Annotated in this window: 20 protein-coding genes and 1 tRNA gene; 6 read left to right on the top strand and 15 right to left on the bottom strand. The window is 54.6% G+C overall.

Annotation, left to right across the window (positions count from 1 at the left end):
* Positions 1 to 13: 13 nt before the first annotated feature.
* Genes flhA through fliF form a run of 6 tightly spaced genes read right to left on the bottom strand, consistent with a single transcriptional unit; the run spans position 14 to position 7203 of the window.
* On the bottom strand, positions 14 to 2164 hold the full coding sequence (flhA, locus tag A0U92_RS03795; RefSeq protein ID WP_077812068.1) for a flagellar biosynthesis protein FlhA: 2151 nt from the start codon (positions 2162 to 2164) through the stop codon (positions 14 to 16).
* Positions 2164 to 3489, bottom strand: a complete 1326-nt coding sequence (locus A0U92_RS03790) for a sigma-54-dependent transcriptional regulator (protein ID WP_077812067.1) — start codon at positions 3487 to 3489, stop codon at positions 2164 to 2166. The genes flhA and A0U92_RS03790 overlap by 1 nt, the downstream gene beginning before the upstream one ends.
* 12 nt (positions 3490 to 3501) lie before the next feature.
* Complete coding sequence (gene fliN / locus A0U92_RS03785; protein WP_236748338.1) at positions 3502 to 3795, bottom strand: flagellar motor switch protein FliN; 294 nt, start codon at positions 3793 to 3795, stop codon at positions 3502 to 3504.
* Positions 3796 to 3817: 22 nt separating this feature from the next.
* Complete coding sequence (locus A0U92_RS03780; RefSeq protein WP_077812065.1) at positions 3818 to 4528, bottom strand: FliH/SctL family protein; 711 nt, start codon at positions 4526 to 4528, stop codon at positions 3818 to 3820.
* Positions 4525 to 5532 carry a flagellar motor switch protein FliG gene (fliG, locus tag A0U92_RS03775; protein WP_077812064.1) on the bottom strand — a complete coding sequence of 336 codons (1008 nt, stop codon included), beginning with the start codon at positions 5530 to 5532 and terminating at the stop codon, positions 4525 to 4527. Before fliG ends, A0U92_RS03780 begins: the two co-directional genes overlap by 4 nt.
* A gap of 3 nt (positions 5533 to 5535) precedes the next feature.
* Positions 5536 to 7203, bottom strand: coding sequence for a flagellar basal-body MS-ring/collar protein FliF (gene fliF / locus A0U92_RS03770; protein ID WP_077812063.1), 1668 nt, complete (start codon positions 7201 to 7203; stop codon positions 5536 to 5538).
* Positions 7204 to 7558: 355 nt separating this feature from the next.
* Here fliF and A0U92_RS03765 point away from each other — a divergent pair, with 355 nt between their 5' ends.
* Together A0U92_RS03765 and A0U92_RS03760 are read left to right on the top strand one after the other, a co-directional pair.
* A complete protein-coding gene (locus A0U92_RS03765) occupies positions 7559 to 8365 on the top strand; it encodes an NAD kinase (protein ID WP_077812062.1) in 807 nt (268 codons plus the stop codon).
* A gap of 11 nt (positions 8366 to 8376) precedes the next feature.
* The gene (locus A0U92_RS03760; RefSeq protein WP_077812061.1) at positions 8377 to 9537 is read left to right on the top strand and encodes a serine hydrolase domain-containing protein; all 1161 of its coding nucleotides are present in this window, start codon (positions 8377 to 8379) and stop codon (positions 9535 to 9537) included.
* A 148-nt stretch (positions 9538 to 9685) separates the two neighbouring features.
* Here the strand turns inward: A0U92_RS03760 and A0U92_RS03755 are convergent, their stop codons facing one another.
* A complete protein-coding gene (locus tag A0U92_RS03755) occupies positions 9686 to 10699 on the bottom strand; it encodes a ferritin-like domain-containing protein (RefSeq protein ID WP_077812060.1) in 1014 nt (337 codons plus the stop codon).
* Between the two features lie 102 nt (positions 10700 to 10801).
* Positions 10802 to 11491, bottom strand: a complete 690-nt coding sequence (locus tag A0U92_RS03750) for an ATP-dependent Clp protease proteolytic subunit (protein ID WP_187668859.1) — start codon at positions 11489 to 11491, stop codon at positions 10802 to 10804.
* Between the two features lie 145 nt (positions 11492 to 11636).
* Between A0U92_RS03750 and A0U92_RS03745 the strand changes: the two genes are divergently transcribed.
* The 4 genes from A0U92_RS03745 to A0U92_RS18610 all read left to right on the top strand — a co-directional run bounded on the left by A0U92_RS03745 (position 11637) and on the right by A0U92_RS18610 (position 13288).
* On the top strand, positions 11637 to 12347 hold the full coding sequence (locus tag A0U92_RS03745; protein ID WP_236748262.1) for a hypothetical protein: 711 nt from the start codon (positions 11637 to 11639) through the stop codon (positions 12345 to 12347).
* Positions 12344 to 12673: an OmpA family protein gene (locus A0U92_RS18195; RefSeq protein WP_236748261.1), complete on the top strand. Its 330-nt coding sequence runs from the start codon at positions 12344 to 12346 to the stop codon at positions 12671 to 12673. Before A0U92_RS03745 ends, A0U92_RS18195 begins: the two co-directional genes overlap by 4 nt.
* An 85-nt stretch (positions 12674 to 12758) precedes the next feature.
* Positions 12759 to 12834, top strand: a tRNA-Glu gene (locus tag A0U92_RS03740).
* A 268-nt stretch (positions 12835 to 13102) separates the two neighbouring features.
* A complete protein-coding gene (locus tag A0U92_RS18610) occupies positions 13103 to 13288 on the top strand; it encodes a DUF6422 family protein (RefSeq protein ID WP_408736109.1) in 186 nt (61 codons plus the stop codon).
* An 11-nt stretch (positions 13289 to 13299) separates the two neighbouring features.
* Here the strand turns inward: A0U92_RS18610 and A0U92_RS18420 are convergent, their stop codons facing one another.
* From A0U92_RS18420 to A0U92_RS03710, 7 genes are all read right to left on the bottom strand, one after another.
* Positions 13300 to 13422 carry a hypothetical protein gene (locus A0U92_RS18420; RefSeq protein ID WP_257788156.1) on the bottom strand — a complete coding sequence of 41 codons (123 nt, stop codon included), beginning with the start codon at positions 13420 to 13422 and terminating at the stop codon, positions 13300 to 13302.
* Positions 13415 to 14179, bottom strand: a complete 765-nt coding sequence (locus tag A0U92_RS03735) for a C1 family peptidase (protein WP_077812059.1) — start codon at positions 14177 to 14179, stop codon at positions 13415 to 13417. The genes A0U92_RS18420 and A0U92_RS03735 overlap by 8 nt, the downstream gene beginning before the upstream one ends.
* A complete protein-coding gene (locus tag A0U92_RS03730; RefSeq protein ID WP_077812058.1) occupies positions 14176 to 15216 on the bottom strand; it encodes a glycosyltransferase in 1041 nt (346 codons plus the stop codon). Before A0U92_RS03730 ends, A0U92_RS03735 begins: the two co-directional genes overlap by 4 nt.
* Before the next feature lie 91 nt (positions 15217 to 15307).
* Positions 15308 to 15856 carry a hypothetical protein gene (locus A0U92_RS03725; protein ID WP_077812057.1) on the bottom strand — a complete coding sequence of 183 codons (549 nt, stop codon included), beginning with the start codon at positions 15854 to 15856 and terminating at the stop codon, positions 15308 to 15310.
* Between the two features lie 88 nt (positions 15857 to 15944).
* Positions 15945 to 16268, bottom strand: a complete 324-nt coding sequence (locus A0U92_RS03720) for a hypothetical protein (protein ID WP_077812056.1) — start codon at positions 16266 to 16268, stop codon at positions 15945 to 15947.
* Between the two features lie 75 nt (positions 16269 to 16343).
* On the bottom strand, positions 16344 to 19721 hold the full coding sequence (locus tag A0U92_RS03715; protein ID WP_077812055.1) for a hypothetical protein: 3378 nt from the start codon (positions 19719 to 19721) through the stop codon (positions 16344 to 16346).
* Between the two features lie 17 nt (positions 19722 to 19738).
* Entirely contained in the window at positions 19739 to 20137 is a 399-nt protein-coding gene (locus tag A0U92_RS03710) for a phage fiber-tail adaptor protein (RefSeq protein ID WP_149026373.1), read from the bottom strand.
* Between the last annotated feature and the right edge of the window lie 130 nt (positions 20138 to 20267).

Genomic DNA, 20267 nt, shown 5'->3' with positions numbered 1-20267 from the left:
CACCAGATTAAAATTATTGTATTGTAGAAACAGTTCTGATCCTTGCCCTTGGTGCTATTTCAGCCTGCGCCATGACGGGAACCGAAGGTTTCAGACGCTCCATTATCGCATGCACAGCATCCCTGATCCCACCGTTCACAACAACCACAGGTGTTTCGTTAATGCTGGCAAGATGATCAAATGCCACACGTAATTTCCCGATAAACTCATTCAGTTTACTGGGGGCCATCGCCAGCTGACGGTCTTCAGCAGGTCCAACCATACTGTCCAGAAACACGCTTTCCCATGTCGGACTTAAAGTGACGATGGGAATATAGCCATTCTGACCCATTACAGATGCGCTGATCTGACGCGCCAGTCTGATACGCACGTGCGAGACGATCTGCGGCACGGCACGAAGTCCCTGCCCACACGCTTCCTGAATCCCTTCCAGAATTGTCGGCAAATCCCTGATCGAAACGCGCTCAGATAAAAGTGCCTGCAGAACTCGCTGGACAGCTCCCAAAGAAATCTGGGATGGAATCATGTCAGAAACCAGTTTTTGCTGATCACGCGGCAACTCATCCAGAAGTTTTTGGGTTTCTGCATAAGTCAGAAGATCAGAAAGATTTTCTCTGACCAACTCACTCAAGTGCGTAACGATCACACTTGCTGGATCGACGACTGTATAATTCGCAAAAGTTGCCTCCTCTCGCAAACCGATATCGACCCACATCGCCTGCAGACCAAAGGCTGGCTCTTTGGTGACCTCCCCCTGCAGCGCCGGCAATCCTCCCTGCGGGTTCATCACAAGAAGCCTGTTGGGCCGAACTTCACCCGCACCGACCTCCAGTTCCTTAATTTTAATAACGTACTGATCGCCAGAGAGCTGTAAATTATCCTGAATTCGCACAGGAGGCAGAATAAAACCCATTTCACTTGCGATAGTACGACGCAAAATCTTTATCTGTTCTGTCAGTTGAGGATTTTCACCACCAGCCAGACCAAGAAGACTGAAGCCAAGCTCCAGTCTGATCATGTCAATTCGAAGGGAGTCTGTAATAGGAGGTTCTGCATTATGAGGCACAACATGCGTTGCCGCTTCCGCTTCATCGGTTTCCACAACCGGATGAACATGACGGGACCAGGCAACACCCCCACAGATCGCAGCGATCCCTAAAAATGGAAGAGCAGGGAGGCCAGGCATTATGGCAAGAATACCTGCGATACCAGCAGCAAGGCTCAATGGCTTGGGGCTACCTGCCAACTGCTTCAGCAGTGTCGCGTCAGCGGCCCCTTCGGTTCCCCCTTTTGTAACCACAATACCCGCTGCCGTTGAAACCAGCAAAGCAGGGATTTGCGCGACAAGACCGTCACCAATTGTCAGCGTTGTAAAAGAGCCCGCAGCTTCACTCAGCGGCATTCCATGCCGCACAACACCAATAGTCAAACCACCGATAATATTAATAGCTGTTATTATAAGACTTGCAATTGCGTCTCCCCTTACAAATTTGGCCGCACCATCCATGGAGCCGTAAAATCCACTTTCTTCTTCAAGCTCTCTTCTTCTCTTTCTTGCTACCTTGTCGGAGATTGCGCCTGATGCGAGTTCAGCATCAATTGCCATCTGCTTTCCGGGCATTGCATCAAGAGAAAATCGAGCCGCCACCTCTGCGATGCGGCCCGAACCTTTAGTGATAACCATAAAGTTAACGACAAGAAGTATCGAGAACAGAATGCCGCCAATAACAACATCCCCTCCCATAAGAAAGCCGCCGAAAGCTGCCACAACGTGACCAGCAGCATACACTCCTTCATTACCATGCCCCAGAATCAGGCGCGTAGTAGCAACTTCCAGCGCCAGACGGAGAAGAGTCGTCAAAAGAAGCAGTGTTGGAAAAGATGTAAAATCCAGGGGTCTTTGCAGGAACAACGCCACCATCAAGATCAGGACGGAGATTGTAATGGAAATCGCCAGCCCCACGTCCAGGAACATCGTCGGCAATGGAATGATCAGCACAGAGAGAAGGGCAGCAACTCCCAGCGCCAATCCTATATCACTGCCAGGAACAAAATGACGCCAGCCGCCATTTTTCAACGAGTGAATATTAAAAGATTTTACATTCCTCAATATGTTTTGAGGATCAAAAAGTTTTTTCAAAGATGGGCTAGTAGATTCTGACATTATGTTTCTGTCAAACTTTGATATGGAGGAGGAACGGCAACGCCTTGACCGGTATACTCACGTAACTTGTTTCTCAGTGCTCTTATAGAAATGCCCAATATAGAAGCTGCCTGAGTACGATTTCCATCAGTATGTGCAAGAGTCTCTATAATAAGAGCCTGTTCAACTTCATCCATTCGAGATCCGACCCAGGATGCCAAAGAATTTTCCTGAGACTGTTTCTGCAAGACCGCTTCAGGCAGATCAAAGCAATCAACGTCTATTATATCGCCAGAAGAAACAACAACGGCCCGATGAACCATATTTTCAAGCTCCCTGACATTTCCTGGCCATTTATACTTCTTCAACTTTTCAAGAGCATTCTCGGATATCGATTTCGGAGACAATGCATTTATTTTACTATAATAACGAGAAAAATGTTCTGCCAGATAAGGTATATCCATTACCCGATCACGCAATGGCGGAATCTTTATAGATACAACATTCAGTCTGAAATATAGATCCTCTCTGAATTTTTGCACCCTAATTTCTGAAAGAAGGTCTCTGTTGGATGTTGCAATAATGCGGACATCAACAGACACAGGTGAACTTCCTCCTAACCGGTCGATTTCTCTTTCCTGAATCGCTCTTAATAGTTTCGCCTGAAGACGAACATCCATTTCGCTGATTTCATCAAGCAATAATGTCCCATGATTTGCAGCTTCAAACCGACCGACACGCCTTGCCGTTGCTCCGCTAAACGCTCCGCGCTCATGCCCGAACAGTTCTGACTCAACCAGCGTTTCTGGGAGCGCTGCGCAGTTCAGCGCGATAAACGGACCAGCTTCCCTTTTTGACTTCAGATGAATATATCGTGCAATAATCTCTTTTCCTGTTCCAGACTCTCCAGTCACAAGAACAGATGCTCCTGACGCAGCTATTTTATCAATCTGCCTTAGTAATTTTTTCATACCAGGGTCAATGGTATGAAAAATAGTCTTCTCGCTACTCGCATCCTGTAGAAAAGCAGCGATTACATCAGGATCAGGCGGAAGAGGAATGTAATCTTCAGCACCAGAAGCTATTGCGTCTGCTGCAATATTAGGGTCTTCTGGCCCACAAGCGATAACAGGAACAGCTATTCGTTCCCGTTTCAATTGCTTGATTAAATTTAAAATACTCTCATTCACTGAACATATAATAAATTTATAGTCTCCAGACGAACATATTTTTTTTATGGCATCTGCATTCGTCTCCGCATGATCGACACAGGCCCCACGTGCCAATACGATTTTTGCAGCCTTTCCTAATTCATCTGAAAGAGAGCCAATAATCAATATGCGCACAGAAATATTACCTTAATTATTTTTTTCAGACTTGATAATTTCAGTCATGGTTACCCCAAGACGACTTTCATCAACCATTACTATTTCTCCTCGCGCAATCAGTCTATTATTGACATAAATGTCGATCGCCTCTCCGACTTTTCTGTCCAATTCGACAACAGCTCCCCGTCCCAGTTTCAATAACTGGCTCACCTGCATCGTCGCTCGCCCCAATACAGCACTGACCGTAACTGGAATGTCGTAAACAGCTTCGATTGAATGTTCCGACTCATTTTCAGTTGGCACAGTTACGCCATCCTGCTGCATCAAATCTTCCTGCAAAGGTGAACTAACCATTGGCAACCTCCTCTTTCTGACTTTGAGACATAGAATTTAACAAATCAGTTAATATATTAGAAACGATAAAATCTATATTACGAAATACTTTTCCATCTGCATATTGAATGTCAAAATCCGTTCGATTCAGACTCGAATCCTCAATGAATTTTATCCATGATTTCTTTACAAAACTCTCTTCTGGAAAAATCTCTCTAATTTCACTACAACAATCCGGATGAATTTTTATGGAAATATCAAAATTATCAGAAAAGAACGGCAATACGCTCTCCAATACATTTGAAGACCATAAATATTTTTGCGAATTACCCCATGAAGGAAACGCACTAACGACAGCCTCCACTATCGATTTGGATAGATTTGTGGAATATAACGTCAATGACATTTCTATTTTTTTGTCTATTGATTCAAGAAGAGAATGCAACCCCTCTTTGTTTTCTTCTTCTATTTTTTGAATTTCTTTCTGATGGCAGATATCCATCTCAGATCTGGTTTTTTCAATGGCATCAGAAACCGATTTTTCAATCGCTGCATCCATCTCTTCCTGTGAATATGTCAAAACTGGAGGCAGATCAGGCTCCTCCGAAACGGAATCCTCATGATTTTCTGAAAAATCATTGTCATTTTCAATGACTGCATCGAAATCTTCAGCGAACAGAATACCTGATCTGTTTTCGCCTGAAAGAACGATACACGCGTTCATGCCAACATCTCATTATTATCACTTCCAGGATTGAGATCTATCTCACCCTGATTAGCGAGCCCCTTGGCAATATTGACAATTTCTGATTGAGCACCGTCAACATCCTTGATGCGGACAGGTCCCATTGCTGATATCTCATCTTCCAGTATTTTTCCGGCTCTTGCCGTCATGGATGACAGAAAGAGTCTTCTGACGTCTTCGGATGCGCCTTTGAGAGCCAGAGGAAGTTTTTCTCGTTCTATATCCCTCATGATTCTCATGATGGCCTCTCGCGGCAGACGCTTCAGATCCTCAAATGTGAACATGAGAGCCTTAACACGCTCGGCATCTTCAATATTACGTTTCTCCAAGGCATTCATGAACTGGCCTTCAACGCGCCTATCAAAATTATTGAAGACTTCGGCAAGAAGTTCATGACTGTCCTGCTTGGACGAGCGAGCGAGACTTGCCATGAATTCCGATCGCAGGGTCGTTTCCAGACTATCGATAACGTCTCTTTGAACATTTTCCATGTGCAGCATGCGCATCATGATATCGACTGTAAAATCCTCAGGGAAAAGTGATAGTACACGAGCTGTCTGGGAGGCCTGGAGGCGACTCAGGATAACAGCTACAGTCTGGGGATATTCATTACGAAGGTAGTTGGCCAGGATATTTTCCGGAACATTTCCCAATTTGTCCCACATGGTCCGCCCAGCAGGACCACGAATTTCCTCCATAATGGCATTCACGCGATCTCCAGGGAGAGCCTTTCGTAAAATTCTCTCTGTTGTATCGTATGTTCCAACCAGGGTATCTACGGATGAAAATGATCCCGAGAATTCAGCACAAACAGCTTCTACTTTTTCTGCTGACACAGCTCCTATTGTCGCCATGGCAGCTGAAATTTCACGAATCTCGTGCTCCTGCATGGAAGAAACAAGCTGAGTGCCGTTTTCTTCTCCCAAAGCCAACAAGAGAATTGCCGCTTTCTGAACGCCGGTCAGAGCTGTTTTTACCAACATATTTCAGCTTTCATGCTGTGGCGTAAGCCAGCTTCGGATAACATTCAGACTCTCTTCCGGATTGGTAGATGCCAGTTCCCGCACGTGACGAATGGCCGATGCTTTGAGTCGTCCTTCAATCCCGGAAAGATTCATAAAGTCAGGACCAGTCTCCCGTGGCCCCTCCAGCGCAAGCTGCGTGGAAGCGCCCTGCATGCGTTCACTACCCTCCATTTCAGTCAGAGGAGTAACGGAGCGCCCCTGATCATCCTGCAATGTTGCCGGCAGGGATGGGAAATCTTCGCCAGCGTCTCCCGCTGTGTCTTTTTTCAGGAGAGGCTTAACGAAGAAAACAAGAGCCAGAAAGATAAGGAGGCCCGGCGCCAGACTGCGGAGCATCTGAATGGCATCTGCTTTTTCGATCGGCAAACCCATCCATGTTGCGTGCGCACTGGCCAGATCCGAGGTGTCCGAAGCAAAGCGCATTGAGACAACATTGACTGTGTCACCACGCTTTTCATCAAAGCCGATAGCTGTCTTGGCAAGCGTCGTGATTCTATCCAGTTCAGCCTGATCCAGAGGAGCCCAGTCGGTTTTGCCGTCAGCGCCTTTATTCATCTTCCCATCCACCATGACCGCTAGACTGATACGCGATACACGGGGCTGATCCTGAACAATCGTGCGAACACGCTTGCCGATCTCGTAGTTATTCGTCTCTTCCCGCCTGTCATCCTGACTACCAGCCCGTGGCTGTCCGGCATTCGCATTGGGAAGATTATTCGCCACCGACGTGCTCTGCTGACCTTCAGTATTTACTGACTTGTCAGTTGTGCTTTGCTGGGAGCGCAAAACCTGCTGATCAGGATCATAACTCTCCTGGGTTTCATGCACCCGATCAAGATTCATCAGCACAGAAGCTTCCGCCCGCACATGCGCAGCACCCAGAGTTGGCGCCAACATAGCCTCAACTGTCTGCGAAAGCCTCGCTTCCATCGCCTGTCGCTGCTCGTCCATATTCTGAGCGAGACCAGCCGGGCCATTGCGATCTCCCGGTCGAGCCAGAACATTGCCCCGATTATCGATAATCGAGATATTCTGAGGAGAAAGCCCCGGCGTGGCGGCTGCCACAAGATTGAGAACGGCCTGAACACTTTCCGTATCCGGACGACTTCCACTCATCGTCAGAAGTACGCTTGCCTGAGCCGCCTGCTGATCAGCCGAAAACATCTCCCGATGCGGCAACACAAGATGAACGCGGGCATTCCTCACACCGTGTATCAGGCGAATGGATCTTTCCAGTTCCCCTTCAAGCGCGCGGGTTTCATCAATATGCTGCTCGAATTCCGTGGTGGTCAGCGTATTGGAATGGTCGAAAATCTCATATCCAACAGAACCTCCTGACGGCAGGGAATCACGAGCCAGAAGCAGACGTGCGGCAGCAACCTGATCAGGAGCTACATAAATCGCATCACCCGACGCAGAAACCGTGTGGGAAATATGAGCTTTATCAAGATCTTCCGCCATCTGCGCAGCCTCATGCAGATCAAGATCCCGATACAGCAAAGCAGTAGCTTGTCCACCACCATGAAAAGCAAAGACAGCCAGCATACCCAATATGCCGAGACCAACGGCCCCCAAAGCAATCAGGCGAGGCAGCCCGAGCGCCTTCAGGCCGGAAAGTGTCGCTTTCAATTCTTATTTTCCGAACAATGAGTTAAACTGCATGGGACTCCGGGTGAGCGTCTTATTGGACCTTGCACGTGAATCACTTGATTCCTGATGTATCTCTGCCCCGATGGTGCATAAGCGCCATTACTCTGGAGTTAATATCGGCAAATTTTGCCGGGTTACTGACGAACAAAAAAACTTCGCCTTTGAGGTTGAAGGTGGAAAGACCGGAAATCCGCCGACTTTCTTCCCATCCTGCGCCACTATTCCCGACACGCCGGACGTCATCTCGCTGTTCCCCGTGGCGTTATATGCATGCCCCATATAAGTTTGCGGCAACGACCACGCTCACTGTCAGAAAGACGCGGACCAGAGATATATGGATGAAGACTCTCCAGAGACCTGCTGGCCACCAGCCACGCGCCCTGAACGTCTTGCCTTTGTCGCAGCGGACACTGCGACTGCTCAGGAAGAAAAACTTCGACTCTCCCGTCGTTACGGCAATTGTGCTCAGGAGGAGGCCGAGGTCATCATCTGTCTGGGCGGGGATGGCTTCATGCTTGAAACTCTCCGCCTGGTCATGGACCAAAGCGTTCCTGTCTACGGAATGAACTGCGGCTCCGTAGGATTTCTCATGAATCCACTGGATGAGGAGGATCTGCTTGAACGTCTCGCTGTGACGCAGAGCGCCAAGCTTCATCCTCTGCACATGAAAGCTGTCTGCACAGACGGCTCCGTTCATGAGGCTGAAGCCCTGAATGACGTCTTTTTATTCAGGGAAACACGTCAGGCAGCAAAAATCCGGATCGAAGTGGATGGACGCGAACGCCTGCCCGAACTGATCTGTGATGGCATTCTGGTCGCAACACCCGCAGGATCAACCGCTTATAATCTGTCCGCACACGGTCCCATTGTTCCCCTTTCCGGCAACCTTCTGCCACTCACTCCCATCAGCGCCTTTCGTCCCCGTCGCTGGCGTGGCGCCCTGCTTCCATCAAACGCAGTGGTGACTTTTACGATTCTTGAGCAGGAGAAGAGACCGGTTGCCGCCGTCGCAGACTTCACTGAAGTGCGCGACGTCAAAACCGTATCCATTCAGGAAAACCGTAATCGCTCGGTCACTCTGCTGTTTGACCCCGGACAATCCCTGTCAGAGCGCATTATTGCTGAACAATTTTCGGCCTGAGACAACCAGCCATGAGCAGACGCCTGTTTCTCAAATGTTTATCGGGAGCATTGATTCCCGGCGCGGCGAACCTGGCGGGCTGTGCTGCCAGCCGAGCCTCATATGATTTTTCTGAAGTCGACCGCCTTCTGTCCGGCGCAGTCAAACGCGGAGAAATTCCCGGGGCTGTCGCCGTTATCGGACAGGGTGATCTCATCCTTCACCGTGCTGTCATGGGGCATAGAGCGCTTGTCCCCACTCCTGAGCCCATGTCATGGGATACGCGGTTCGATATGGCCTCCCTCACCAAGGCGACCATCACAGCACCGGCGCTCATGCAGTTCTGGGAACAGGGAGCGTTCCAACTCGATGATCCCGCTGCCCGTTATCTGCCGGAATTCGCACAAAACGGAAAAGCCGCAATCACCATCCGTCATCTGCTGACCCACTATTCCGGCCTTGCTCCGGATCTCGATCTGTCCACGCCATGGACCGGCAAAGACGAGGCCGTTCGCAGAGCCATGGCCGTCACGCCTCAGGGTCCGGCCGGGCGGCATTTTGTCTATAGCGACATCAATTTCATTGTTCTGGGTTTACTGGTCGAACAGTTCAGTCAGTTACCTATTAATGTCTACGCCGCACGTCATATCCTTCAACCGATCGGCATGCAGGAATCCGGGTTCCTGCCGGCAGAGTCCCTGCGGCCAGTCATCGCGCCGACGCAATATGATGAGAATCGCGTCCCGCTGCGTGGCGTCGTGCATGACCCCACAGCCCGACGCATGGGCGGTGTCGCCGGACATGCCGGCCTGTTTTCAGACGCTCATGATATGGCGCTCTATGCTGCCAGTCTTCTTGACCGTCTTGCGGGAAAAACCAGCAATTATCCGCTCCGTACAGAAACGTTGCGTCTCATGACGTCTCCCCAGTCACCCGGCGCAACGGATAAACGCGGGCTGGGCTGGGACATCGCGACACACTACTCCACACCACGAGGCGATGTTTTTCCTGTCGGTTCCTTTGGTCACACCGGATACACCGGCACCTCTCTCTGGATGGACGCCACCAGCGCTGCTTTTGTGCTGATTCTGACCAATCGCGTGCATCCTCTGGACGCCAACGGGAAGGCCATCGTCAGACTGCGCCACGATGTCGCAACAGCAGCCGCCAGCGCATTGCGGGGTAGAGCGTAATACCCGTTTGCGTCGCTTATCGATCGAAAAATCACGCCATAAACCAATGGGAGCCGCAGTTAGCAAACTGCGGCTCCCATCGAAAAAACGTATGACACACAAGATGCCGGGACGCTGAAAACCACGCCCGGCTTCCTGAAAACACCCTTCAGGCGGCCACAGCAGCACCAGCCTTCAGTTCATGCGGTTTACGGCCGAGCAGACGCAGCACAAACAGAATTGTCCTTGCGATATTGGGAGCCAGTCTTGGCCTGAGCAGTCGGGGATCATAACCCGAAAAACGTCTGGCATTTTCGGTCAGGCAAAGCTGCATGAAGTCCGCCAGCGTAATATCCTGACTGGTCATGTCTTTCGTGCCGGTCACTGTGAAATTGTTGTCCTGCGCGTGCTCTTCGCCATCAGCATCAACCGAACGCACAAGTCCCAGACGCTCATAAATCAGGAAGCCCCAGACAGCGAGCACCTTCATCTCGAACCAGGGACGCTTCCATGCCGGCATGACCGCGCGATACCAGGCCAGCCAGTTGGCGAACAGCAGGATGTGGCGGCACTCCTCCTGCATCACCGGCTCGAAGGTCTCGATCAGTTCAGCCGGGAAGAACCCCGATGTCTGGGCCACCCGAAACATGCCGAACGCAAAGAAGCTGTCCACACATTCAGAGAACCCGGTGACAAGGTAAGCCCATTCGACGTCTGTTGGCTCGATATAAGGCGGCTCAGGCGCCATCTCGATTCCGTAGGCTTCAACAAGCCTGGTGAGGACTTCCTTGTGCCGGTTTTCTTCCCACGCATTGCGGGAAATCGCGTCCTTTATGTCAGGATCGTCAATCATCCGGGCATAGGCCGCCATGCGAAGGCGCGCCTTGCCTTCCGTCTGCACGGCGATGTCCCAGATCGGCAGGGACGTCACACGTTTCAGCGCATCCGGCTCGAGCTTGGGCCAGTCGATGACGGACGGACGATAGGGATTGAAGGTTTCCCGGAACATATCCGCCATCGCCCGCTTGTGCTCCGGTGAGCCAGGCCTGAGTGGACCGGGGATGGAGGAACTCCAGTGACGGGCGCGGTAATCGGCCTGCTCTACAGCCTCTGCGCTCGGCGGAGAGGGCAGGTCATCAATGCTGTCAGGGAGTCTGGTGTAGATATCGGCAAGTGCAGTCATTTCCACGTACCCACGTTGGGAAATGGCGCATCCCCGTAAAGGTGACGCGCCATATCTGATGATGGATCTCTTCCCGTGCGCGCAGCACGGAACAGCACGCGGTTAGTGGATGTCCGACGGCTTGGAAATGATCCTGGTCACGAGACCATAGGAAATCGCCTCTTCAGCCGACATCCAGTAGTTACGGTCTGTGTCCTTGCAGACCTTTTCGTAAGACTGGCCTGTCTCACGCGCGAACAGATGATTCAGACGCTCACGCATCTTGATGATCTCACGGGCTTCAATGTCGATATCGGTCGCCGGCCCACGCACACCACCCATCGGCTGATGCAGAAGGAAGCGCGTGTTGGGCAGACAGAATCGACGATCCTTGTGCCCGGCGGCGAAAATCAGCGCGCCAGCCGAGGCGACCCATCCTGTGCCGATCATGTTGATCGGAGCGATGGAATCGACAAAGCGAATCATGTCGTGAATCGTGTCGCCACTTTCCACATGACCACCGGGCGAGTTGACGTAGACATCGATCGGCTTGTCGGACGCGCCGGCAAGAGCCAGAAGACGACCGGTCACATCACGAGCGATCTTGTCATTGATCCCGCCGAAGATCAGAATCTTGCGCTGATCGAAAAGCCTGGTTTCCAGCTCACTGATCGGCGAGGAAAGTGTCTTGTTGTCATCGGGTTCCGACTGCTCCGGCCCTTCGGGAGCAGGAATGTCAGGGCCGTTCGGATCCTCGTCGTCGAGTCTGATCCGCCCTCTGGTGACATCGTCCAGCATGCGATTGGCGCCCATCAGGTCGGCCTCCTTGGTTCGGTAAAGTGGTCTCATTCTTCTTATTCTGCGCTGCCCCGCTGGCAATGCCAAGAGGCACAGAGCAACATCGCTTTCACGACAGTGGCTCTCGCCAGAGAAACCCGAAACGATTAAGATTAGTCCAATGACAGTTTTTCCGTTCCAGTCGGCTGTGCGCCGAAGCTTCTTCAGGATCGTCCTGCCGTTTTCCTGTGCGCTTCTGGCTGGCTGCCAGCATCGCGATCTGGTCGACACCACGGTTGACTGGTACCACCAGCATGAAGGCGGCGTCATTGCCCAGCAACGCCCCCCGGCGCCAGGGCAATTCGAGGCCTATCCCCGTGTCGGGCTGACGCCGACCACACCGCCGGAACTGCCCTCTCCAGAATTGCGTCAGTCGATCACCAACAATCTGATCGCCTCCCGCAATCTGACCATGCGCACAGTGGCGCAGAATGGCACCCTGACGCCTGTTATTCCTCCGCCACCCAGTGCAAAGCCAGCCTCCACGGCTCAAGGAGAGGCCAAAGGCACAGCGCAGGCTCCAGCTTCAACCTCCCCCCAGACCGCGACTTCCACACCCGTTCCTGCGGGAGGGATGGGCGCCATTCTGGATGCGGCCGACTCTTCTTCCGCACCAACCGGGACACCATCCGCCCCCCCCCCTCTCCTGCCTCCGCATCGAAGCCGAACACCTCCACGGCGGTGCCGGAAGCAGAGATGGCCATGCCCGAATTTCGCGGAGACGGGGCCGTTGTCGCGACATCTGTCACCCAACCCCTGCCGCCAATCCCTGCTGCTCCGCCCGCCGCCCCTTCTATTCCGGGTTTCTCGCCGCCGCGAGATGCGACCATGATGGAGCCGATTCGTCCTGATTACGACATCGCTCCCAAGGACGGCACATTGATCGGCTTCCTCCCGGGTTCGGACCAACTCAAGCCGGCGCAGGACGGCGCACTGAACAAACTCGTCAATGCGCGGCGTGGCGGGACATTGTTTCTGCACTGCAGCGGTGAAACAGTGTCCCTGTCACCGGCAGACCAGACTCAGGCTGTCGAGCTTGGTCTCTTGCGTGGCCGAACCCTGACGGATGCCCTGATCAAGAAAGGCGTTCCGCCATCAGCCCTGCACGTCACCAGCTCTGCTTTCGGGCCTGCTGCGCGCGTCAGCACCCAGGGCTGAGCGCCTTGGAATATAGAATTTTATTTTTTCTTTCCTATCGCGCTTGACGCCCTTCCTTCTCTCGCCTAATTACGCCCTCGCCTCTGTCCCGTTCGTCTAGAGGCCTAGGACACCGCCCTTTCACGGCGGTAACACGGGTTCGAATCCCGTACGGGACGCCATTGATATTCCAGAGAAATTTGGTTTATCCACAGGCTGCGTAGATGTTCATTTGAACATCTATAATTTCTCCCCCTCAATCTTGGCCAGACGGATCACTCCCTCTGCCGCTAGTGAAGATCACGAGCAACACACCCCCTAACCACCCCGGCACACGCTCCATCCCTATCCTCCAGCGTCGCGCTCGGCCCGGAATACGTCACCCGCACGACGTGACCGCCCCGGATCGCAACAGACGCCCGGCATGTGCCATGGCCACCGATTGATAGTATGTTGAATCGACAAAAAAAGGCCGGGCTGGAACCCGACCTTTTCGACCACAAAGCGTTCGAGGCGCCATGTGGAATACCACCTTGTAACACCCGGTGCGTAACCGGTACAGGCGGTAAATGTCAACGCTATTTGCAGGCCCCATCAACTCATCAGCATTTCTTACAAGTTCGAACTATTGCGTAATTCCCAACGGTTCACCCAAACGGATCAGCCTTCCTCTTCGCCCGCAACATAGCCAATGCCAGCCCAAACGAAGCAGCCAGCGATGAAGCGGCGATCCCGGCCCAGAACCACCAGTGCGTGAAAAGATCAGGCATTGGACGCGGCCTTCATCTCGGCAACCAGCGCATCGAGCGCCTCGCCGCGCGGGCTGACACCATGAATGTCAGACCAGTGCTGCCGCGACACGAGCCCATACGCTTCATCGCAGAACTGTGCCAGAAACTCCCACGATAGGCGGCGACGCTGCCCCCATGTGTTGAGATAAAGCCAGTCAGCATCGTAGCCATGCAGCCAGACGGCATGGCCGCCCGCGATGGAATTGTCGCGGCTCGGGTCATAAGCCCAGTCGTCATCGGTCGCGCAACACCATTCTGGCAGAGACAGGCCGATATAAACGCCGCCGAGAAATGCAATCGCGCGTTGGATTGACTGTCGGCTGCGAGGATCGATAGCTCCATATCCTGAGAGATACGATCGGCCCGGTTGAGTGCCGGGCATCGCGAGGCCGTAGCGGACCCAGCGGTTCAGCACGTCCAGTTCAACAGCGCCACGGTCCGTGGCCGGCTGATCCGGATCGAACGGCGGCGACGTGACGGCGGAGTAATTCGCTAGAACCTGGTCGTCAGTCAGCAGGACCGGAGCCTGAGCTGCACCGGTCCACGTCCGGATTGCCGACGCAACGGAGACCTGCGTGCAGCAGCCGTATCGATCGTTGCACCACATCGGCCAGGACACGTTCGGAGCCCAGTTCGTTGAGGGTGGAATGACCGGCAGAACACTGGCCAGTGGCGCAGACATGCGGAACGTGCGCGGATCGCGTTTCGGAGCGAGTTTGCCGAGTTTCCGGATCATGCTCCAAACCTCCTCACCCACGTCAGCGCCGAGACCGAGCAATACCGCTCCATGTCCCGTCGCTGCCTGAGCAGCCGGGCCAGACGTGTCCGGTCATCCTCCTGCCAGATCGTCAGCAGGCCGGACGCCATATCCGCAGCACTGAGAGGATCACGCTCGGCGTAATGTCCGAGCCACGGGATTTCGTCTGACGCCAGCACCGGCACGCTGGCGGCCATCGCATCGGCGGCCACGATGTTGAACGTCTCGGTCAGGGACGCCTGCACGAGAATGTCGATGCCGCGCAGGACAGAGAGAAATTCGGCGTGCGGCATCCAGCCATGCTCGACCAGGTCCGCGCAGTCCAGCCGCCCGAACAGCTCCCGCAGGTTCTTCAGGATGGAGTTGCCACCGCCCTCGATGCGCGTGGCGTTGACATGAAACCGCAGTTTCGCGCCGATGGTCCGGGCGAAAGCAATGGCGGCCAACGCCTGCGTCATGTGGTTCTTGAGTGGACGGATCGCACCGAAACAGCCGATATTCACAACGTCCGACCGGCGTTCATGAGGCTGAATGTCGCACAGACGCGGGACCGGGTAGACGTTCGGGCCATAGGTCACGAGAGACGTATCGACGCGAGCGGCCATCGCCACAATCGCCATGTCCTGTACCGCACGCGGCGCATTGCACATGACCTCGACGCCCCTGCGCAGATACTCGACGGTCCAGCCGAAGATGCAGCCTTCATTCGCTGCAAATGGCGTTTCTGAATGATTCCGCACGATCCACTGCACGCCCGGATGGAGCGGTTTCAGAACGTCGAACTTTTCCGGCACGACCCAGAACGCCTCGATGATGACATGCGTTGGCCGATAGGCCGCGACATCCCGGTCGATCGCATTGTTGTCCGGGACTTCGACCGCCTTGGCCTCGATGCCGTTATCGCGGAGCATGTCCACCACGAAGCGGACAGAATTGGACAGTCCGGATTCGCGCGCGCCGGAATAGCCCCAATCGCCCTCACGGCTCTTGAGGATGAACAGGAGACGATTTTTCACAGGGTGAGCTTCCAGTGGAGAGCAAAAACAAGAGCCACGCAGACCCCGCCGGTCCAGAAACCGACGAGGAAGGCGAGAATGAATGCGACGATCACACGCCGAGAGCAGCCAGAGCCTGAGCCTCGGTCATGCCGGTGCTGGACCGGACGGCAGACACACCAAGGAGGCCCTTGAATACGGAGATAACAGTCTCCAGCGCGGACAGGGCCGTCTTGGCGTCAGACAGTACGGATGCAGACAGTGCCGACCCGGCACCCGAGATCGCGGACTCAATCGCGCTGGCCACTGTGGACAGGTCAGACAGCACGCTATCGACGCGGGTTTTCCAGTCAGTGTTGTCGTAGCTGATCGTCAGCGTGGACCCGGCAGCGGTCGAGAACGCCGTCAGCGCACCGGACAGGGCAACCTCGGCGGCCTGAATGGCCGGGACATAGGCAGAGATCGCCGGGAACTGCGCCGAAAACGCGATGACAGCGGCGGCGGCATTGAGCCCGGCCTGCCCGTAGTTTTTGATTTTCGTCACGTCGAGCGTGACAGTGGTGACACCGCTAGACGTGGAGACAGTACAGGCTGCGAGAGTGGCCCCGGCCAGACCGAGGGCGGACGAGCGCAGGAGATTGCGACGGGAGATGTTTTTCATTGGATTGCTCCGGGCATAAAAAAAGCCCGCTCGATGGCGGGCTGTGGTGGGATCAGTGGCCGGTGGCTATCCGGCAGGATGCTTGAACTCAGGCTGCCGGCGGCTTTCCCGGCCTCGTATCATCCGGATGCACGCCCAGTTTCGCAGCAACCTCGGCGCGCGGAGCATCAGCCGGAACCATGACTGCCTTCTTGCCGGGCTGGTAGGCATTCGCGGCCCAACCCCGCGCCTGAGCAATCGCAGAGACGACCGTGTAAACGATCACCCAGTGGCTACCCGGATGCGGCGGACGCCAGAACCGGAGAGTCAGTGCGCACGACGCAATCGCAAACGACACCGAAGCCGCGAGTGTGGCCGCGAGATCGGGGTAGGACGCAGAAAGCCACGTCAGCGTTTCAGAAATAATGTCCATTTATTTACCAGTATTGCTTGTGCCAGAGTGAGGTTGGTCCTCGCTGGTCGCAGCCAGTGAGGACTATTTCTCCGCTCAGGACGCCGCCACGATTGTGGAACCAGTATTCATCGTCCACACATTACTCTCTGCATCCGTGACTGTTGCAGCACCAACCGTCTGATCCGTGAAATCGACGTTGAACACCTCGGTCGTTCCGCAATACATCGCCGCCTGATAGTATTTATTGGGATTGGTGATGCCGTTGCCGATGCCAACACAATATGGGGCTGATATCGACGCTGCAGAAATCAGACCAGTCGTTATGGCCGTGGTCGCCTTCTGCGTCCATGTGACGCCATCCGTGCTAGTATAGGCTGTCCACGATTTTGCCGGAACCGAATTGCCAAATTTGTCAGTAACGGCTGCCGAACTGGTGTTGATCGCACTCAACAGATAGAAATCGGCACCCGCAGCAATGCCGAGGTCAGTACATCCGAACCCGGAGGCGGGCCATGTGTAGTTCGTTTTTGAACCGTCAGAAACTACAAGACCGAGAGGGCCGGTCGTTCCAGTCCCGAGAACCAGAGCGCAAAGCGACTTGGATGCAGTCTGCATCGCGGTGACTTTGTAGGCGTCCGTGCAGCCGATCAGGGTGACATTGCCTGACGGTGAGATGGTGCTGAGGTTTGCATGCAGCATCATCTCAACCAGACCGGATGACAGGTCTATTTTCGATGCGACCGATGGGGCCGATACACCCGAGGTCATATAGGTCTGAAGCAGTGATGTGGCCGCCGGTGCTGCAACCGGTGTCGCGCTCTGGTCAGCCGAATACGTCGTTCCCACGCTATTCGTAGCTCCGGCTTTCACAGTAGCGGACGTCCCGTTCGTGAGGCCAGTGATCGTGTAGGTTCCCGGCGCCGTCAGTGTGGTGACTGGTGTCGTCGCGTCATTGACCACGATCGGATAGCCTGTGATCGCGGATCCGCCATTGCTGGCCGGGGCCGCAACGGTTGCCGCGATCTGGCTGTCTCCCGCCTTGAGGGTGAGTGTAGGCGCACCGGGGGCCGTGGCCTGAGCAGATACGGTCAGAGTTGCCGTTCCAGCCGTCAGACTACTGGTGTTCGTGCCTGTCAGTGTGACAGTCCCCGCAGTCGAGCCTGCCGTGTAGGTCGTGCTGGTGGACGTTGAACCGACAGCGATCGTCAGCGTGCCGTTATCCCACGTTCCGCCAGCGCTCTTGTCGCTCGGGGTGATCGTGACAGCACTCGTGGCGGCAGCATCCAGAGTGAAGGTGACGGTTGTTGTGCCGCCAGAGACGACGGACGAAGACGACAGGCCGACAGAATATTTCGTCGGGTTCGTTGTGGTGCCCCCAGCAACCGGCGTTGCCGACTGCGAGGCCGACTGAGCGCCCTCGACGTTCTGGGCGTTGATCGCGGAAACCGTCACATAAACGGGTGTGCCATTGACGATGCCGTTCGTGTCGGAGCGACCGCATGATGCGGTGTTCAGTGTGAAATTGACGACGTTCGTGCCGTTGGCCGTCACGATCGCGGCGCGCTGCAACGCGGTGGCTGAATATCCCCAATAGACCGCATAAGCCTGCGGCGTGGTGCCGCTAGCCGGGGTGATCCCGACTGCGAGCTGACTGTCGCCTGCCGTCAGTGTCAGGCCAGGCGCGGCCAGAGCTGCCGGCAGATCCGAAAGGGCCGCCGCGAGGAAATTCGAAGAGGCGGAGACGATATCAGCGCCGGAATACAGTTCAGTGCGGATGGAGTTGGCCTGAACGATCACCGGGTAGCCATTACCGGTAACGGCGTCCTTGATGATTACCCGCATATCCAGTGAGGTCGGATTCCATAGGAACACACCGCGTTCACCGGTCACGGTGTCATAGGTCGCCTGCACGACGAGATCGGTCGCCCCTTTACCCTGCCCGAAAGCGGTGAAGCCGCAGATTTTCCGGTTTGGGCCGGACATGCGCCCGAGATGGGCCATCACATAATAATCAGCCGACGGTGTGACGACGCCGGTCGTGTTGTTGACGTGTAGGGAAGCCCCGTACCAACCCGACCAGTTCCCGCCGTCGTTCACGCCAGTATTTCCGTTGGCGGGGCTGTTCGTCTGATCCAGGATGATATTCCACATCATGATGGCTTTTGCGCCGAGGCTCATCATCCATGTGCAGTAATCGCCGATCAGCTGCGTAATCTGCGTCTGTAGGCCGGGGCTGCCGCTCATGAGCATCGCTTCAGAGCACAGCACATCCACATTCGGATACTGTGTGGTGTAGGAGGAAATGTTGCCAGGATTCCCGTTGTACCAATGGAATGCCATTGCGCCGAACGCACCGGTCGCGAGGTCGCCCGGCAGCCATGTCCGCGCCGACCCCCATGACGTGTCAGATGATGTCACTTTCGGCGTGATGCCATTGGCGAACGTGGCCTTAGCAAGGAGAGCTTCAAGCGCTGCACCAATCCCGGCAGTGTCCGCAGTGGACATACCGCATTTTGGATACTCGGCTGTTTTCTGTTGTGGCTCATTGCCAATACCAACGTAGTAAACAGGAATGCCTAGAGAGGCGTAGAAGACACACCACTGACAGAGCATGGCCGCGTAAGTCTGGTAATTCGCCGCGCTGGAAATGAAGCTTCCGCCCTTCAGAACGCCAGAGTCTTTCAGGGAGGCGGGGGGAGACCAGGGCGTCGCCATGCAGCGCAGCGACGGATCCACCGCCAGCCATTCAAGGAGGCAGGGAATCACATCCTGAAAATCACTGGAGACATCGAATACGCCGCTGTCCCATGGCGTCCAGTATGGACGGTAATCGAAATCGTTTCCGCCGATGGCAATACGAATAGAGCGGAAACCGTCATTTTTGAGCATCGTGAAAAACTGATGCCGCTGGTCCCGCGTCATGTAATTCATGATTGCGTAAGCAGCGCCACCGGTCAGCGCGCCGCCTGGTCCGTAGAAATTCTGCTTGAGGGTCGAGGGATCAATTGTGACGATGTGCGTTGCCGTAGCAGCGGACACATCGCCAGACGCGGGCGGAGACTGGCGCAGCAGGGCGGTCTGGTAATTGCTGCTGTTCAGCGCGGTGCTGATGATCGAGCGCGGCTGGAAGCTGTTTCCCGCAGCGAGCACGGTGGGTGTCACGTCGCTGCCACCACTCTCTGCCGCTGCCGCCAGCGCTTTGCTGACGGTCGTGGTCGCGCCGTTGAACAGAACCGGCTGGCCGGAGATGTCCGTACCGGACGAACCCGACACGAAGGCGCCATCGACCAAGGCGTCCAGCACATCGCCGACACGGTAATCCTGTCCACCAACTGCGACAGTATGACCGCTCGCATCGACGAGAGCAGCACTACCGTTGGCCTCCAGTTCTCCACCGCCGGTAACTGGCGTGATATTAACCAGAATGCCACCAGACATGACTGTGCTGCCGGAAGTTGTTGTTCCGCTCATGAGAGACCTCGTTATTTTCAGGATATTTTGGCGCCCAGCGTGACTGCTGAGGAATTAAGCGTGATTGCCGAACTGTCCATGGTGACAGCGTATGATATGGCGTCTGGCGCTGGCGGATCCGTCGCGCTGGTGATGTCATTGATAGGCACGATAAACGGTACGACGCGGACCAATCCTCTGGCCGTAACAATTTTGTAACTGACCGCGACTAAATAATTTGGCGGACCAGCCGCAAAGATGATGACTGCCTGATAATTATCAACGACGCCTCCCATAATCGCAGCCAGATCATAGGAGATCCCAAGTAATGTCTGAATAATTGGCGTTACTGTGACGATTGTGTCGTTTGTGCTTGCAAGCCACGTCGAAAGATCGAGTGTATAATCGATAATATCTGCAGATGATTTCGCTGGCATGCGATGAGGGGAGCAGGAACATGCGTCCTGTCCGACACCTCCCAGGAACCTGTTAACGCCAAAAGGCGCGGCGACAGACTGATCCGGGTCATACGTCCTCATATCCGAGGGAACGAACCCGTCCGGTAGT

Source organism: Acetobacter aceti (genome assembly GCF_002005445.1).
Lineage (GTDB): Bacteria > Pseudomonadota > Alphaproteobacteria > Acetobacterales > Acetobacteraceae > Acetobacter > Acetobacter aceti_B.
Note: the sequence above shows the minus strand (reverse complement) of the source record. Positions and strands in the feature narration are given on the sequence as shown.